At 67.9% G+C, this 16,042-nt stretch carries 19 protein-coding genes and 2 pseudogenes; 11 read left to right on the top strand and 10 right to left on the bottom strand.

Annotated features, from left to right (window positions below; all coding sequences use genetic code 11):
• The first annotated feature begins 87 nt into the window (after positions 1–87).
• The 9 genes from folP (at position 88) to A6302_RS05785 (ending at position 5,720) form a co-directional block, all read left to right on the top strand.
• Positions 88–975 (top strand): dihydropteroate synthase, encoded by an 888-nt coding sequence (folP, locus tag A6302_RS05825; protein WP_069306260.1) that lies wholly within the window; start codon positions 88–90, stop codon positions 973–975.
• Positions 972–1,340, top strand: coding sequence for a dihydroneopterin aldolase (gene folB / locus A6302_RS05820; RefSeq protein WP_069306259.1), 369 nt, complete (start codon positions 972–974; stop codon positions 1,338–1,340). The genes folP and folB overlap by 4 nt, the downstream gene beginning before the upstream one ends.
• Before the next feature lie 63 nt (positions 1,341–1,403).
• The gene (folK, locus tag A6302_RS05815; RefSeq protein WP_342586223.1) at positions 1,404–1,823 is read left to right on the top strand and encodes a 2-amino-4-hydroxy-6-hydroxymethyldihydropteridine diphosphokinase; all 420 of its coding nucleotides are present in this window, start codon (positions 1,404–1,406) and stop codon (positions 1,821–1,823) included.
• Entirely contained in the window at positions 1,820–2,515 is a 696-nt protein-coding gene (locus tag A6302_RS05810) for a (5-formylfuran-3-yl)methyl phosphate synthase (RefSeq protein ID WP_069306258.1), read from the top strand. The genes folK and A6302_RS05810 overlap by 4 nt, the downstream gene beginning before the upstream one ends.
• A gap of 2 nt (positions 2,516–2,517) precedes the next feature.
• The gene (locus A6302_RS05805; RefSeq protein WP_069306257.1) at positions 2,518–3,126 is read left to right on the top strand and encodes an amino acid kinase family protein; all 609 of its coding nucleotides are present in this window, start codon (positions 2,518–2,520) and stop codon (positions 3,124–3,126) included.
• The gene (locus A6302_RS05800) at positions 3,123–3,683 is read left to right on the top strand and encodes a flavoprotein (protein WP_069306256.1); all 561 of its coding nucleotides are present in this window, start codon (positions 3,123–3,125) and stop codon (positions 3,681–3,683) included. Before A6302_RS05805 ends, A6302_RS05800 begins: the two co-directional genes overlap by 4 nt.
• The gene (locus A6302_RS26075; RefSeq protein WP_069306255.1) at positions 3,680–4,501 is read left to right on the top strand and encodes a DUF6513 domain-containing protein; all 822 of its coding nucleotides are present in this window, start codon (positions 3,680–3,682) and stop codon (positions 4,499–4,501) included. The genes A6302_RS05800 and A6302_RS26075 overlap by 4 nt, the downstream gene beginning before the upstream one ends.
• On the top strand, positions 4,495–5,154 hold the full coding sequence (locus A6302_RS26070) for a hypothetical protein (RefSeq protein ID WP_069306254.1): 660 nt from the start codon (positions 4,495–4,497) through the stop codon (positions 5,152–5,154). The genes A6302_RS26075 and A6302_RS26070 overlap by 7 nt, the downstream gene beginning before the upstream one ends.
• On the top strand, positions 5,154–5,720 hold the full coding sequence (locus A6302_RS05785; protein ID WP_069306253.1) for a DUF447 domain-containing protein: 567 nt from the start codon (positions 5,154–5,156) through the stop codon (positions 5,718–5,720). Before A6302_RS26070 ends, A6302_RS05785 begins: the two co-directional genes overlap by 1 nt.
• Here the strand turns inward: A6302_RS05785 and gnd are convergent.
• The 9 genes and pseudogenes from gnd to A6302_RS22740 form a co-directional block, all read right to left on the bottom strand.
• The gene (gnd, locus tag A6302_RS05780) at positions 5,702–6,706 is read right to left on the bottom strand and encodes a phosphogluconate dehydrogenase (NAD(+)-dependent, decarboxylating) (protein ID WP_069306252.1); all 1,005 of its coding nucleotides are present in this window, start codon (positions 6,704–6,706) and stop codon (positions 5,702–5,704) included. The genes A6302_RS05785 and gnd overlap by 19 nt on opposite strands.
• A 148-nt stretch (positions 6,707–6,854) precedes the next feature.
• Positions 6,855–7,514, bottom strand: coding sequence for a TenA family protein (locus A6302_RS05775; RefSeq protein ID WP_245293938.1), 660 nt, complete (start codon positions 7,512–7,514; stop codon positions 6,855–6,857).
• Between the two features lie 652 nt (positions 7,515–8,166).
• Positions 8,167–8,413 (bottom strand): annotated as a pseudogene (locus tag A6302_RS23440) (MerR family transcriptional regulator); the annotation flags it as partial.
• A gap of 92 nt (positions 8,414–8,505) precedes the next feature.
• Entirely contained in the window at positions 8,506–8,829 is a 324-nt protein-coding gene (locus tag A6302_RS05765) for an integration host factor subunit alpha (protein ID WP_069306250.1), read from the bottom strand.
• A gap of 183 nt (positions 8,830–9,012) precedes the next feature.
• Positions 9,013–9,990, bottom strand: coding sequence for a beta-ketoacyl-ACP synthase III (locus tag A6302_RS05760; protein WP_069306249.1), 978 nt, complete (start codon positions 9,988–9,990; stop codon positions 9,013–9,015).
• On the bottom strand, positions 9,987–11,051 hold the full coding sequence (gene plsX, locus A6302_RS05755) for a phosphate acyltransferase PlsX (RefSeq protein ID WP_069306248.1): 1,065 nt from the start codon (positions 11,049–11,051) through the stop codon (positions 9,987–9,989). Before plsX ends, A6302_RS05760 begins: the two co-directional genes overlap by 4 nt.
• Positions 11,052–11,181: 130 nt before the next feature.
• Entirely contained in the window at positions 11,182–11,694 is a 513-nt protein-coding gene (locus A6302_RS05750; protein WP_245293937.1) for a YceD family protein, read from the bottom strand.
• 72 nt (positions 11,695–11,766) lie between these two features.
• Positions 11,767–11,967, bottom strand: coding sequence for a ubiquinol-cytochrome C chaperone family protein (locus tag A6302_RS26065; protein WP_425349119.1), 201 nt, complete (start codon positions 11,965–11,967; stop codon positions 11,767–11,769).
• A gap of 74 nt (positions 11,968–12,041) precedes the next feature.
• Positions 12,042–12,193, bottom strand: a pseudogene (locus tag A6302_RS22740) (ubiquinol-cytochrome C chaperone family protein); the annotation flags it as partial.
• Positions 12,194–12,455: 262 nt separating this feature from the next.
• Here A6302_RS22740 and A6302_RS05740 point away from each other — a divergent pair.
• A complete protein-coding gene (locus tag A6302_RS05740) occupies positions 12,456–12,917 on the top strand; it encodes an outer membrane protein assembly factor BamE (protein ID WP_069306246.1) in 462 nt (153 codons plus the stop codon).
• A gap of 121 nt (positions 12,918–13,038) precedes the next feature.
• Here A6302_RS05740 and A6302_RS05735 read toward each other — a convergent pair whose 3' ends face one another.
• A complete protein-coding gene (locus tag A6302_RS05735; protein ID WP_069306245.1) occupies positions 13,039–15,177 on the bottom strand; it encodes a sodium-translocating pyrophosphatase in 2,139 nt (712 codons plus the stop codon).
• 371 nt (positions 15,178–15,548) lie between these two features.
• Between A6302_RS05735 and A6302_RS05730 the strand changes: the two genes are divergently transcribed.
• On the top strand, positions 15,549–16,042 hold a 494-nt coding region (locus tag A6302_RS05730), incomplete at its 3' end, for a zinc metalloprotease (protein ID WP_483428742.1).

The following is a 16,042-nucleotide window of genomic DNA, read 5'->3' as shown; positions in this document are numbered from 1 at the left end:
AGCCGCGCGGCCGCTTTCCAGCGGCGGCCCGTGCTGGTACGCCGACGATTTGCTATCCTCCGTCAGCTAACACCACGAGTCCGCCCGATGTCCGCCGCCGATACCGCCCAGACCCCACCCATTTCCTGCCTGCCCGATCTCGGCAGGAAGACGCTGGTGATGGGGATCCTGAATGTCACGCCGGACTCGTTCTCCGATGGCGGCAACTTCGACGGCCTCGAGACGGCGCTGGCCCATGCCGAGGTGCTGATCGCCGAGGGCGCGGACATCATCGACATCGGCGGCGAATCGACCCGGCCCGGCGCCACCGCCGTGGCGGCCGATGAGGAAATCCGGCGCATCGAGCCGATCGTTCGCGCCGTTGCCGCCCGCACCGCGATCCCGATCTCGATCGACACCTACAAGGCCGCGACCGCCGACGTCGCGCTGACCGCGGGCGCGAAGATCGTCAACGACGTCTGGGGCCTGCAGCGCGATCCGGACATTGCCGCCGTCGCCGCCGCCCATGGCGCGCCGGTGATCGTGATGCACAATCGCACCGAGATCGACGGCTCGATCGACATCATCGAGGACATGAAGGCCTTCTTCGCCCGTTCGGTCGAGATCGCGCTGAAGGCTGGCATTCCGGAGCGGCACATCATCCTCGACCCCGGCGTGGGCTTCGGGAAGACCTTTCCCCAGCATCTCCAGGCTGTCGGCCGTCTGCCGGAGATCCGCACGCTCGGCTTTCCGATCCTGATCGGCACCTCGCGGAAATCGCTGCTCGGCATCCTCGCCGACCACAAGCTGGAGCCGAAGGACCGCCTCTACGGTACCATCGCCTCCAACGTCGCGGCGATCATGCTCGGCGCCGACATCGTCCGTGTCCACGACGTGCGCGCCCATGTGGAGGCCGCCCGGGTCGCCGAGGCGATCATGAAGGCGGGTCTCAGCACGTCGGGCCTCACGACTTCGGGCCTCGGGGGCACCCGATGACCGACCGCATCTTCCTCACCCGCCTTGCGGTCTTCGGCCATCACGGGCTGCTGCCCGAAGAGGCGGTGCTCGGCCAGCGCTTCTACATCTCGGTCGAGGTGCGCATGGACCTGTCGCCGGCCGGTCGCGGCGATGATTTCGCCAGCACCGTCAGCTACGCCGATCTCGCCGCCATTGCCCACGACATCGCGACCGCCCGCCGCTTCGAGATGATCGAGGCGCTGGCCGAGGCGATCGCGGCCGAGTGTCTTGGTCGCTTTGCTGCGATCGACTCCATGGTCGTGCGCGTGGAAAAGCCGTCCGCTCCCGTTCCCTATGCGCTGGACAGCGTCGCGGTCGAAATCGAGAGGTTCCGTCATGGCTAAGGCCTATCTCGGTCTCGGCGGCAATCTCGGCGATGCCCGCGCGCGATCGCGGCGGCCCTCGACATGCTGGCGGACGCCGGCGTCACCGTCGTCACCCGTTCGTCCGACTACGAGACCCCTCCGTGGGGCAAGCTCGACCAGCCGCCCTATGTCAACGCCTGCGCGCTGGTCGAGACCGACCTGACGCCGAAGGGCCTGCTCGCGCTCTGTCTCGACACCGAGCGCGAACTGGGCCGCATCCGGATCGAGAAGTGGGGCCCGCGCGTCATCGACATCGACCTGCTCGCCTACGAGGACGAGGTGATCGAGGATCCGTCCTTCCCGGCGCTGAACGTGCCCCACCCCTACATGCTCGACCGCGCCTTCGTGCTGGTGCCGCTGGCCGAGATCGCGCCCGATCTGGTCGTGCGCGGCGTGCGCGTGGCCGAGGCCGCGGCGGCCATGGATTCGTCGGGCATCGTGCGGCTGGAGCCGCGGCCATGACACTCCTGCTGGTCAGCGTCACCAATGCAGAGGAGGCCCACCTCGCGGTCGAGGCCGGCGCCGACCTGATCGACGCCAAGGATCCGGCCGCCGGCGCGCTCGGCGCGCTGACCCCGGCGACGGTCGCCGAGATCGTCGCCGCCGTCGATGGCCGGGCCACCGTCACCGCCGTCTGCGGCGACCACCTCCGGGCCGAGACGCTGCTCGACAGCGCCGAGGCGATGGCCGCCACCGGCGTCGACATGGTCAAGATCGGCTTCGTTCCGGACCTTGCCGATGCCCGCGTCATCCGCGCCGCCGGTCGCCTGCTTGGCACGCGCACGAAGCTCGTCGCCGTGCTGTTTGCCGACCTCGTCCCGGATTTCGGCCTCGTGCCGGTGCTGGCCGAGGCGGGATTCCACGGCGTGATGCTCGACACGTCGGGCAAGTCCGCTGGGCTGCTCAGCCATCTGTCGACCATGCGCATCTTCGGCTTCGTCTCCACGGCACGGACCTGCGGCCTGATCAGCGGCCTTGCCGGCTCGGTCCGCATCGCCGACCTGCCGGCCGTGGCCGGCTTCGGGCCGGACCTCGTCGGCATGCGCGGCGGCGTCTGCCGCGGCGGACGGCGCACCTCCGCGCTCGATCCTGATCTCGTCCGCATGGCCGCGGCCCGCCTGCGCGCCATGCCCTGCGCCGCGCAGGCCGGCTGACCATGCGCAGCCGTCCGGCTCCCCTTGCCGTCGTGAAGATCGGCGGCAGCGTCTTCGAGCGCCGCGCCGACCTCGACCGCCTCGTCGGCGCACTCGCCGGACGGTCGGTGATTCTTCTCGCAGGCGGCGGCCGGCTTGCGGACGCGGTGCGCGTCGCCCAGACCGACCTCGGCTTCTCCGATGCCCTCGCCCACCGGCTTGCGATCGACGCGATGGCCCGCAGCGCCGAAATTCTCGAGAACCTCTACCCGGACTGCCGGGCCGTAAGCGCCGCGGAGGCCGCGCTGCGGATGATTCGCCGCGGCCTGACGCCGGTCTGGGGCGGGCTCGGCTGCTTCCTCGACCGGCCGGAGATCGCCGCCGGCTGGTCCGTCACCAGCGACAGCCTCGGTGCCGTGCTCGCCCGCGACGTCGCCGCGACCGACCTCATCCTCGTCAAGTCCGCCGAACCGCCGGCCGGTGCCGATTTCGCGGCTCTTGGCCGCGCCGGTTATGTCGACGCGGATTTCGCCCTCCACGCCTCGGCCTTTTCCGGCACCGTCCGCTTCGTGGGCCCGGCCGACTACGACCGCCTTTCGGCTTTCCTGCCGGCCGGAGACCTCGCCGCATGACCACCCGCGCTCCCCTTCCGCGGCTCGGCTGGGCGCTCACCGGCTCGGGCCACTATGTGCAGGAGACGATCGACCTGATGCGGCGGATGCCGAAGCTCGACATCTTCCTCAGCAAGGCTGCCGACGAGGTGCTGCGCCAGTATGGCAAGGACCTCTCCGGCATGCAGGAGGGCACCCGCATCTTCCGCGACGGTGCCGCCAGCGCGCCGCCGGTCGGCAACTTCTACAAGGGCCACTATCACACGCTGATTCTCGGCCCGGCGACCTCGAACACGGTCGCCAAATGCGTGGTCGGGATCTCCGACACCCTGCCGACCAACGTCTTCGCCCAGGCCGGCAAGCAGCGGGTGCCGGCGATCGTGTTTGCCTGCGACACCCGGCCGATCATGGACACCGAGGCGCCGTCGGGGTGGTTCAAGGTCTATCCGCGGCCCGTCGATCTCGAGAACACCGAGAAGCTGAAGGCCTTCAGCTACACCACCGTCGTCGAGACGCTGCCGGAACTGGAAGAGGCGCTGTTTGCCCGCATGGCCGAGATCGGCGAGGCGGTGGCATGACAGAGGCGAGGCGCGAACACATCGCCCTCCTCACCGGCCAGCTGGCCGAGGCCCGGCTTGCCCGCACCATGGAAGAGATCGGCCGCGACGCCTTCGACTGGACGATTGTCGAGGTCGGCGTGAAGGTCGCGGCGCTGATGACCGAGAAGATCATCCGCCGCCGCGTTGCGCTGCCCGAAGGCATCACCCGCGTCGTCCTGCCCGGCCGCTGCCGCGCCGATCTTGCGGCGCTGTCCGAGCATTTCGCGGTCCCCGTCGAACGCGGACCCGACGAGATCGTCGACCTGCCGCGCTACTTCGGCCGGGGCATGCGCCCGCCGGACCTGTCGCGCCACGACCTCAACATCTTCGCCGAAATCACGGAAGCCTCGGAACTGTCCGTCGCCGAGACCGTGGCCAAGGCCCACCGGCTGCGGGCGGCCGGCGCCGACGTGATCGACATCGGCGGCCTGCCCGACACGCCGTTTCCACATCTTGGCGAGACCGTGCGGGCGCTGAAGGCCGAGGGCTTCCGGGTCAGCGTCGATTCGTTCAACGTGGACGAGTTGCGCACCGGCGCCGAGGCCGGCTGCGACTTCCTGCTCAGCCTCAATGAGGAAACGCTGCCGCTCGCCCGCGAATTCCCGGCCGTGGTGCCGGTGCTGGTGCCGCTCCGCCAGGGCGATCTCGACTCGCTGTTCCGCGCGGCCGCGCAGATGGACGACTGGGGCCTGCCCTATCTCGCCGACCCGATTCTCGACCCGATCCACTTCGGCTTTACCGCCTCGCTGGCGCGCTACCACGCGTTTCGCGCAAGGTCCCGGAGGCTCGGATGCTGATGGGGACGGGCAATCTCACCGAACTCACCGAGGCCGACACGTCGGGAATCACCGCGATGCTGCTCGGCGTCTGCTCGGAACTCTCGATCGGCAACGTGCTCGTGGTGCAGGTCAGTCCCCACACCCGCCGGACCATCGAGGAGCATGACGCGGCGCGGCGGATCATGTTCGCGGCCAGGCGCGATCACGCGCTGCCGAAGGGCTACAGCGGCGCCCTCGCCTCGCTCCACGAGCGCGCGCCCTATGCCAACACCCCGGAGGGCGTGCGCACGGCGGCCGGCGAGGTGCGCGATCCGAACTACCGCATCGAAGTGGTCGAGGACGGCATCCACGTCTACAACCGCGACCGCCATCTCGTGCACACCGACGCCTTCGACTTCTTTCCCGACCTCGGCGTCGAGACCGACGGCGGCCATGCCTTCTACCTCGGGGCGGAACTCGCCCGCGCCGAGATCGCCTTCGCCCTCGGCAAGCGCTATGCGCAGGACAACCCGCTCGACTGGGGGGCCGCCGCCGACAAGCGCACGGAGGACACGACCCGCCTCCAGGAGGCCGGCCACACCCTGAAGGGCAAGCAGCGCAAGGACGCGGAGCTGGAGGAGATCGTGCGCGGACCTGACGAGGCGCCAGTGGACAGGAAGGCGGACGACTGATGCCCTTCGTCCTCGAGACCATCGTCGCCACCAAGAATGCCGACGGCAGCTTCCACATCCGCCCCTACGGCCTGCACCGCGACGGCGACGACTGGCTGTTCCTGCCGTTCCGCCCCTCGCCGGCGATCGGCAATCTGCAGCGGCATCCCTTTGCGGTTGTCTCGGCGCCTGCCGACGTACGGATCCTTGCCGGCTTCCTGACCGGGCGCACCGACTTTGCAAGCGTTGCCGCCGACCGGGTGGACGGCGTGCGTCTGGCCGACTGTTTCGGCCACATGGAACTGGAAGTCGCCAGCTTCACCGACGACGAGGTTCGCCCTGCCTTCCGCTGCCGGGTCGTGCATCAGGCCGCGCACCGGCCCTTCCTCGGCTACAACCGGGCGCAGGCGGCGGTGCTGGAGGCGGCGATCCTCTCCACGCGGCTCACCATGCTGCCGCGCGCGAAGATCGAGACCGAGATGGCGCTGCACCGGACCGCGGTGGAAAAGACCGCAGGCCCCGCGGAACGCGAGGCCTGGGACTGGATCGCCGAAAAGATCGATGGATTCTACCGCGACGCCTCCTGAGGCAACGTCACCTCCACATGCCCGCCCTCGACATGCCCGCCGAAGCCGAAGCGCATCGCCGAGAGCAGACGGTCCGCATAGGCGTGGTCGGTGCGCGAGCGGAAACGCGCGAACAGCGAGGCAGCGAGCACCGGCGCCGGCACGGCTTCCTCGATGGCGGCCTCGATCGTCCAGCGGCCCTCGCCGCTGTCGGCCACCTGGCCGCTGAAGCTCTTCAGGTCCTCGTCGCGGGCGAGCGCCTCGGCGATGAGGTCGAGCAGCCACGAGGACACCACGCTGCCGCGCCGCCAGACCTCGGCGATGTCGCCGATGTCGAGGTCGTAGCGCTCGTCTTCCGGCAGGGACTCGTTGTTCTTGCGATAGAGGATGTCGAAGCCCTCGGCATAGGCCTGCATCAGGCCATATTCGATGCCGTTGTGGATCATCTTGACGAAATGGCCGGCGCCGGCCGGGCCGGCATGGACATAGCCGCGGGTGACGTGGGTGTCCTCCCGGCCGCGCGTGCGCTCGATCGCGCCGTATCCGGGCGCCAGCGCCTCGAAGATCGGCGACAGATGCGCGAACACGTCGGCCTCGCCGCCGATCATCATGCAGTAGCCGCGCTCCAGACCCCAGACGCCGCCGGAGGTGCCGACATCGACATAGTGCAGGCCCCTGGCCGCCAGCGTCCGCGCGCGGCGGATGTCGTCCTTGTAGAAGCTGTTGCCGCCGTCGATGATGATGTCGCCCGGCTCCAGCAGCTCGGCAAGATCGATGACCGTCTGCTCGGTGATCTCGCCGGCCGGCAGCATGACCCACACGGCGCGGGGCTTGGCCAGCCGCGCGACCATGTCGGCAAGGCCCTCGGCGCCGATCGCGCCATCCGTGACGACCGCCGCCGTCGCGCTGACATTGCGGTCGTAGACCACCGGCTCATGGCCGCCCCGCATCAGCCTGCGGGCGATGTTGCCCCCCATGCGTCCAAGTCCGATGATGCCGATCTGCATGCGCCAGCCCCTCTTGCGTCCCAGGTGCGCTGCCATGTCGCAGCCGCACCCGTCATAGCCCCGCCCGTGGCCGCGATGCGGCACACGATTTCGTGATCATGCAGCAGCCGGGAGGCTGCATGGCGCGGCGATCAGGTGCAGGCAACCCTCACGCGTAGAGGTGATCGAAGAAGGCGCGCTCCAGCGCCACCGCCTCGGTGAACAGCGCGGCGGCAATCTCGCGCTCGGCCTCGCTGGCGTTGCCGGCGGCCCGGTCGAGTTCGGACCGCAGCCAGCCGACGACCTCGTTGAAATAGGCGTTGTCGTGCAGCGTGATCCACTCGGCATGGACGAAATCGGCGGGCAGCGGGCCGGTCCGGCGCTGCGCCCAGCTCATGTACAGCCACTCGGCCACCACCAGCACGGCGAGGCAGCGGACATAGGACCCGCCGGCGGTGGCCCGCGCCATCAGCGCCTGAAAATCGGCGGTGGGTGCCGCCAGCTGCGGGGCAAAGCGGTCGGCCTCGCTGACGCCCAGCGCATCGAAGGCGCGCACGAAATAGGTGTTCTCGTCGCTGGTGATCATGGCCAGAAAGCGGGCGATGGCGAGCCGCGAAGCAAAATGGTCGGCGTTGGCGATCGCCGAACCCAGGAGGGCCACGAAGCCGTCGATGAACTGGTAGTCCTGGACGAGATAGGCGCGCATCACGTCGGGGTCGACGGTGCCGGCCAGAAGCTCGTCGACGAAGCGGTGCTCCGTCGCCGCGCGCCAGTCGTCCGCGCAGAGGTTGCGCAGCTCGTCGGAAAAAGACACGGGAAGATCGGTCATGGGGAGGTTCCTCGCACGGGCGCCCAACCGGCCAGGTCGCAAGGCCATCCCAGGCACGTGCCGCCCTGCCCCGCGATCCGGCCCGAAGGGCGGAAAGGTCAGCGGGTCTGGTCGAGCACCCGCTTGCACTCGAGCAGTTCGAACAGCGTCGACTGCAGCCGGCGGATGTCGTCGCGCGACAGGGCACCGCTGCCCTGGGGCTCCGAGCCGACATTTCCACTGCCACCGCCGCGCAGGCGGTCCATGAAGCGGAAGCCGGAGCGCACCGGCGCATCGTCGGGCAGGATGCCGGCGGGAAGCGGCTCGTCGTCGGCCGGGGACGGAACGGAAACCGGCTGCGCCGCCGCCGCCGGGGCACCTCGCCCCGTGTCGACGCGCGAGGGCTTGGCGTAGCCGAGAAGATCACGCTCCGACGAGGGACGGTCGGAGTCCGGCCGTTCGGGATAGGTCTGCGCCTCGGGCTCGTCGTCGTCGGCGGAGGGAAACGACATCCGCCGCTCGGAGAATGCCGGTCGTTCGGGCACGGCAGGAGCCGCTCCCTGGCCTTTCGGCGCGGACGGCGATTTCATGGCGCCAGCATCCTCTGCCTCGTCCGTGTCGGCGGCCCCCGCCGGCAGGATCGCGCCGGGGTTGCGCCAGATCTCCATGACGTAGTGCACGCCCTGTTCCTTCAGGATGCGCTGAACACCCTTGATGGTAAACCCCTGACCGTAGAGGAGATGGCGGATGCCGCGCAGGAGGTCGAGGTCTTCGGGCCGATAATAGCGTCGCCCGCCGCCGCGTTTGAGCGGGCGGATCTGGCTGAAACGGGTTTCCCAGAAGCGCAGGACATGCTGAGGAAGATCGAGTTCCTCGGCGACTTCGCTGATCGTTCGGAACGCGTCCGGTCGCTTTTCCAAAGTCTATCCACAGAATTCGTCGATGATCGCAGGCGGAATGCCGGGCGTTCCGGCGTCAACATGGTCGGGGCCGCCGATGTCCCGCCCGCGACTCAGTCGTCTTCGCCGGCAGCTTCGCTGCCGGTGATGCCGTTGACATGATCCTTGAGCACGTTGCTCGGCTTGAACACCAGCACGCGGCGCGGAAGGATGGGCACCTCTTCGCCGGTCTTCGGGTTGCGGCCGATGCGTTCGGTCTTCGAGCGCACGTTGAACGTGCCGAAGGACGACAGCTTCACCGACTCGCCCGAAACCAGGCAGTCCGAGATCTCGCGCAGGACCGCTTCCACGAGTTCGGCGGACTCGGTCCTCGAGAGTCCGACGTTCTGGTAGACGGCTTCGCAGAGGTCGGCACGTGTGACGGTCTTGCCCCCCATTGCGCCACTCACTTTTCGTTGGAATTGCCGCTTCCTGGTCGCAGAACCAGTGGCCGAACGGTATGACGCCCCGCGGTCTAGGTCAACATCATCAATTACATACCGCCACCGCTCGCCGGTGCCGGAAATACGTTGCCTCTGGCCGGCACATGTGGTCGGCCCGCAGCAATCCTGCTTGATTGTTCACCAGCGAACGAGAACGGCACCCCAGGTGAAGCCGCCGCCCATGGCCTCGAGCAGCACCATGTGACCCTCGCGGATCCGACCGTCGCGCACGGCGGTGTCCACCGCCAGCGGGATCGACGCGGCCGAGGTGTTGCCGTGGCGGTCCACGGTCAGCACGGTCTTTTCCGGCGCGATGCCGAGCTTCCTGGCCGAGCCCTCGATGATGCGCCGGTTGGCCTGGTGCGGCACGAACCAGTCGATCGTCTCGGCGCTTTCGCCGGTGGCGGCAAAGGCGTCCTCGATCACGTCGGTGACGGCGGCGACCGCGAACTTGTAGACCTCGCGGCCCTCCATGCGCAGGTGACCGACCGTCCCTGTGGAGGATGGACCACCGTCGACGTAGAGCTTGTCCTTGTGACGTCCGTCGGAGCGCAGGTGGCAGGAGACGACGCCGCGCCCCTCCGGATTGTCCGCGTCCGCCCGGGCCTCGACCACAAAGGCGCCCGCGCCGTCGCCGAACAGGACGCAGGTCGTCCGGTCGGTCCAGTCGACGATGCGCGAGAAGGTTTCCGAGCCGATCACCAGCGCACGGGTGGCAACACCCGTCTGCAGCATGGAATCGGCGGTGGTCAGCGCATAGACGAAGCCCGAGCAGACTGCCTGGAGGTCGAAGGCCGCGCCGCGGGTGATGCCGAGCCGGGCCTGCACCTGCGTTGCCGTCGAGGGGAAGGTGTTGTCGGGGGTCGACGTGGCGAGGATCACGAGGTCGATGTCCGCGGCCGTGACGCCCGCCGCCTCCATCGCCTGCATCGCCGCCGCGACGGCGAGATCGCCCGTCGTCTCGCCCTCGGCCGCGATATGACGCTCCCGGATGCCGGTCCGCTGGACGATCCACTCGTCGGAGGTCTCGACGATCTTGGACAGATCGTCATTGGTGACTACCCGCTCGGGGAGATAGCTTCCCGTCCCGAGAACGACGGTTTTCAAAGAGTTCAAGACATCCTCTCAGGTTCGGCCCCAAGTCCGCCGAACTTTCCACGATGATAGTCCTCGAGATCCGATCTGATCTTGGACTGAAGGTCGTTGCGCGCCATCTGGTAGGCGAGATCGAGCGCGCTGGCAAAGCCCTCGGCATCGGTGCCGCCGTGGCTCTTGATGACGATGCCGTTGAGGCCGAGGAACACGCCGCCGTTGAGCTTGCGGGGATCCATCTTGGCCCGAAGCCGGTTGAAGGCGTCGCGGGCGAAGAAATAGCCGATCTTCGCCATCAGCGTGCGGCTCATGGCGGCGCGCAGATAGGAACCGACCTGCCGCGCCGTGCCTTCGGCGGTCTTCAGCGCGATGTTGCCGACAAATCCTTCCGTGACGACCACGTCGACCTTGCCCTGGCCGATGTCGTCGCCCTCGACGAAACCGCCGTAGGCGATCGTCGTGAGATTGGCATCGCGCAGCATGGCGCCGGCGGTGCGGACCTCGTCGAGCCCCTTCACTTCCTCGGCGCCGATGTTGAGCAGGCCGATCGACGGGCGCTCGATGTGGAACAGCGCCCGCGCCATCGCCCCGCCCATCACGGCGAAGTCGACGAGCTGCTGGGCATCAGCCCCGATCGTGGCGCCCACATCGAGCACGATGGATTCGCCGCGCAGGGTCGGCCAGATCGCCGCGATCGCCGGACGCTCGATGCTTGGCAGGGTCCTGAGGCAGAATTTCGACATCGCCATCAGCGCGCCGGTGTTGCCGGCCGAGACGGCGACCTGCGCATCGCCGATCTTCACCGCGTCGACGGCGCGCCACATGCTGGACTTGCCGCGGCCGGCGCGCAGCGCCTGGCTCGGCTTGTCGTCCATCGCGATCGCCACGGTGCAGTGACGAACCTCGGACGCGGCGGCAAGTTTCGGATGGGCCGCAAGCACGGCCCCGATCGCCGTCTCGTCGCCGAACAGCAGGAAGCGCACGTCCGGACGTCGCAGCAGCAGCTGCTCGCATCCGGCGATCACCACCGGCGGACCGTGGTCGCCGCCCATGGCGTCGACGGAAATCATCATCGTCTGCGCCATGTCCTGCCAGTTGTCCGTTGAATGCACACCGCCCTCGAAAGGCGCCGCGAAGATACAAGCTTCGCGCCGGGACACAATAGCCCTTCGAAACTCATCATCACCCTGGGGTCACATGCGGCCATGTTCGGCCTCACGCCTCGTCCGGCGTGTCGCGCAGCGCCTTGAGCCGCGCGAAGGGCGACGCTTTCGGCGGTTCTTCTTCGCCGGCTGTCTCGCCGTCGCCCTCGGCAAAGGCCACCCCCTCCTTGCGGGGATAGGGATCGAGACCCAGCGCAAGGTGTTCGGCGACGATCTGGCCGAGGTCGAAATCGCCGTGGGGCAGCGGCTCCGGCGGATCCTCGGCCTCCGGATCGATGTCGATCTCCACCGGCGTCGCCTTGATCTCGCTCTCCGGCAGGAAGCGCAGGTCGATGTCCTCCTCGACGGTCTGGTCAACCGGCTCCAGCGTGATCACGCAGCTCTGGGTGACGCGGGCGGAGAGATGCCCCCTCACCCTGACGCCGCTGCTGCGAAACGGATAGACTTCGAGCTCGGCCGACAGGGCCGAGACGCCAAGGATTCCGAGATCGGAGGCCAGCGCCGCGCCCTCGTCCGCGCTGGCCTCGATCCGGACGCGCTGGCCCTTGCCGGGCAGGTTTGCCACGGAGACGGGCCGGGAAAAGGGAAATCGCGTCGGACGCTTCATTGTCGTCACCTTGGAGAACTCGCTTCGGGATCAGGAGCCCGGCAGCCCGGACGACCGGACCCCGTCGGCCTCTGGCCCCGGTACGGGAAACACGAAATCGGCCGAAAGGATCCGTTCCGGCCCCATCGCATCGAGCCGTGCCGCGGCCTCGGCGGCATAGGCCGCAAGGGCCGGCGCGTGCGTGCCGGCGTCCGCGCCGTCGAAGACGTTGCGGGCGATCGCCTCGGACAGCGCGCCCCATCGGAGGCGGCGAGCGCCTTGTCGTAGACCGTGAAGCGGCCGAAGAAGGCCCCGGAGATCTTCTTCATCCGCTTGGGCACCGACAGGTCACCGATTCCCATCTCTCGATGGTGCGATCCATGTCGGCAAAGAACGCCTCGGTCAGTTCGCGGGCCGCCTCGCGGTCGCCCCCGTTCTCCCGGTTCAGGCGGCGCACGACGAGGCTGACGTTGAGCATCAGCAGATCGAAACGGCCCTCCACCGTGTCGGCCACACCGAAATCCGTGTAGAAGCGCGGAAGCCGGGTTGCCGTCATGATCGCGCCATAGAGGCGCTCAACGGTAGCCGAGGTTCTGGGGCGGCGCAAAAAGCAAGAATCATGGATAACTCGCGAGGCCGTACACGGGCCTTGTCGATGGTCGATGAGATTGCTTTGTGACGTAACGCAGGCTAGGCAGATTGCCAAGCTGCATATCCGGATCAACGGGCGGGAGACAGGAATGACGAAGCGTGGCTTGGTGAAGGACTCGACCGCAGGCGGGCTCAAGGTTGCCGCGCTCGCTCTCGTCCTCTCGATGTCGCTTGCGGCCTGCGGCTCGCCGCCCAGGCAACATGGCTTCGTCATGCCGGAAAACGCGCTGGAACAGGTTCCGGTCGGATCGAGCGAGGAACAGGTGCTGCTGGTGCTCGGCACGCCGTCCACCACCTCGACCCTCAGCGGCAAGACCTACTATTACATCACCCAGGTGATCGACGAGAGCCCGCTGATGGGCCGCTCGATCACCGACCAGCGCGTGCTCGCCGTCTATTTCGACGAGAGCGGCGCGGTGCGCGAGATCGCCCAGTATGGCCTGCAGGACGGCAAGGTGTTCGACTTCATCAGCCGCCGCACCCGCACCAGCGGCCAGGACCTGACCCTCGTCGGCCAGATCCTCGGCTCGTCGCCCTCGATCGGCTTCTGACCGGACCAGCGGCGACCCCGCAGAGACAGCGAAACGGCCGGCGAGGATCTCGCCGGCCGTCGTCGTTTCGAGGGCTGCGTGAAGGCTCCGAAGCCCCGACGGGTCGGGGCTTCGGACCGGCTCAGTGCGCGAGGATCGCCAGCAGCAGCAGCGCCACGATGTTGGTGATCTTGATCGCCGGATTGACGGCGGGGCCCGCCGTGTCCTTGTAGGGATCGCCGACGGTGTCGCCGGTGACCGACGCCTTGTGCGCCTCCGAGCCCTTCATGTGGCGCACGCCGTCCTTGTCGACGAAGCCGTCCTCGAAGCTCTTCTTGGCGTTGTCCCAGGCGCCGCCGCCCGAGGTCATCGAGATGGCAACGAACAGGCCGTTGACGATCACGCCGAGCAGCGAGGCGCCGAGCGCGGCAAAAGCCGAGGCCTTGGAGCCGGAAATCGCCAGCACGCCGAAGTAGACGACGACCGGCGCCAGCACCGGCAGCAGCGACGGGATGATCATCTCCCGGATCGCGGCCTTGGTCAGCATGTCCACGGCCCGGGCGTAGTCGGGACGGCTGGTGCCCTTCATGATGCCCGGATCGGCGCGGAACTGCCGGCGCACCTCCTCCACCACCGCGCCGGCGGCGCGGCCCACGGCGGTCATCGCGATGCCGCCGAACAGGTAGGGAATGAGGCCGCCGAAGATCAGGCCGGCCACCACATAGGGGTTGGAGAGGTCGAAGGAGACCGTGCCGATGTCCGCGAAATAGGGATAGGTCGCCCCGTTCGCGGAAAAATAGGCCAGGTCGTTGGAGTAGGCCGCGAACAGCACCAGCGCGCCGAGGCCGGCCGAGCCGATCGCATAGCCCTTGGTGACCGCCTTGGTGGTGTTGCCGACCGCGTCGAGCGCGTCGGTGGTGTGGCGCACCTCCGGCGGCAGGCCGGCCATTTCGGCGATGCCGCCGGCGTTGTCGGTGACCGGGCCGAAGGCGTCGAGCGCCACGATCATGCCGGCGATGCCGAGCATGGTGGTGACCGCGATCGCCGTGCCGTAGAGGCCGCCGAGCTGGAAGGTGGAGATGATGCCGCCGACGATGACGATTGCCGGCAGCGCGGTGGACTCCAGCGAGACCGCAAGGCCCTGAATCACGTTGGTGCCGTGGCCGGTGACCGAGGCCTGGGCAATCGAGACCACCGGCCGCTTGCCGGTGGCGGTGTAGTATTCCGTGATCCAGACCAGGAGGCCGGTGACGAGCAGGCCGACGAGGCCGCAGACGAACAGGCTGCTGCCGTAGACGACGACGCCCTTCTCCGTGCCGAGTTCGCCCCAGCCGATGGTGGTGTGGGTGGCAAGGGCAAGGCCGGCGACCGACAGCGCGCCGGTGACGATGAGGCCCTTGTAGAGCGCGCCCATGATCGAATTGTTGGCGCCGAGCTTCACGAAGAACGTGCCGATGATCGAGGTGACGATGCAGGCGCCGCAGATCGCCAGCGGATAGATCATCGACGCCTCGAGACCCGCCTGTCCGGAGAAGAAGATCGCGGCGAGCACCATGGTGGCGACCACCGTCACCGCATAGGTCTCGAACAGGTCGGCCGCCATGCCGGCGCAGTCGCCGACGTTGTCGCCCACGTTGTCGGCAATGGTCGCCGGGTTGCGGGGATCGTCCTCCGGAATGCCGGCCTCGACCTTGCCGACGAGATCGCCGCCGACGTCGGCGCCCTTGGTGAAGATGCCGCCGCCGAGGCGGGCGAAGATCGAGATCAGCGAGGCGCCGAAGCCGAGCGCCACCAGCGCGTCGATCACGAGCCGGTCGTTGCTCGCGTAGCCCATGAATTGCGTGAGGACGAGAAAGTAGACGGCGACGCCGAGCAGTGCGAGGCCCGCCACCAGCATGCCGGTGATGGCGCCGGCCTTGAAGGCGACGCCGAGGCCGCTCTCGAGGCTGATGCTGGAGGCCTGCGCGGTGCGCACGTTGGCCCGCACCGAGACGTTCATGCCGATGAAGCCGGCAAGACCCGACAGCACGGCGCCGATCACGAAGCCGATCGCCACGGGCAGCGACAGCAGCCAGATCAGGAGGAAGAAGATCACGACGCCCACGATCGCGATCGTGGTGTACTGGCGGGCGAGATAGGCCTGCGCACCTTCCTGGATGGCGCCGGCAATTTCCTGCATGCGCTTGCTTCCGGCGTCCATCGCCAGCACCGAGCCGGTTGCCCACACGCCATAGGCGATGGAAAGCAACCCCGCGAACACGATCAGATACAGTGGACTCATGTTTCCGTCCCTCTCCCTGGATTCCGAAGTCGATCCCGAAAATCCCGATCCGGCTCGTTTTTTCTGCTGCGGCACAATTGTTTGGCCGCGGCCGGACTGAGTGTCACGGTAGCCGAGGGGCGGAAGGCGTCAAGCGGAGATCGCATGTGCGTGCACCGCGGCGACATCGCGCGGAGCGGGCAGACGCGGCCGGGGCACGTCTTCCGAAGCTGGAGACCCTGTCTTCGCCAATTCCCCCGGGGAAAACCGCAGATGACCGGGCAGGTCCGGGGGACGTCGGCAAGTGTTGATTTTCACCCGGTCCGAGATCAGTGTGCGAAAATTGCAGGCCGGCATCGTCCCGCGGCCGCCTTCGTCGGATAAACAAATCCATGCGCGACGCCATCGTCTTCAATGCGGGGTCTGCGTCCGGGCTGGCGACGACCTCAGCCCTGCCGGTCTACAGTGTCCAGCAGATCGCCAGGCAACTCACGACGGATTTCTGGACCGCGCGCCAGCAGACGCAACGGACATTCGACGTCAGTGACGGACAGCCGCTGACGGTGGACATCTCGAAACTGACGGCCGCCGGACAGAAACTGGCAACCGCCGCGCTCCAGGAATGGACTGCCGTGTCCGGCCTGACCTTCACCTTCGTGATCAGCGGCTCCGCGAAGATCCGCTTCGACGACGAGGCGCCCAAGGCCTATGCGAATTCGACCGTCGCAGGTGGCGAGATCATCCAGTCCTCGGTCAACATTTCCAAGAATGTCATCACGAAGTACGGCACGAGCCTGACATCGTATTCCTATCAGACCTACATCCACGAGATCGGTCACGCGCTCGGTCTCGGACACGCCGGTAACTACAATTCCTCGGCGGTCTA

It is taken from the genome of Methylobrevis pamukkalensis (genome assembly GCF_001720135.1).
Taxonomy (GTDB): domain Bacteria; phylum Pseudomonadota; class Alphaproteobacteria; order Rhizobiales; family Pleomorphomonadaceae; genus Methylobrevis; species Methylobrevis pamukkalensis.
This window is presented reverse-complemented; position numbering and strand designations above follow the sequence as displayed.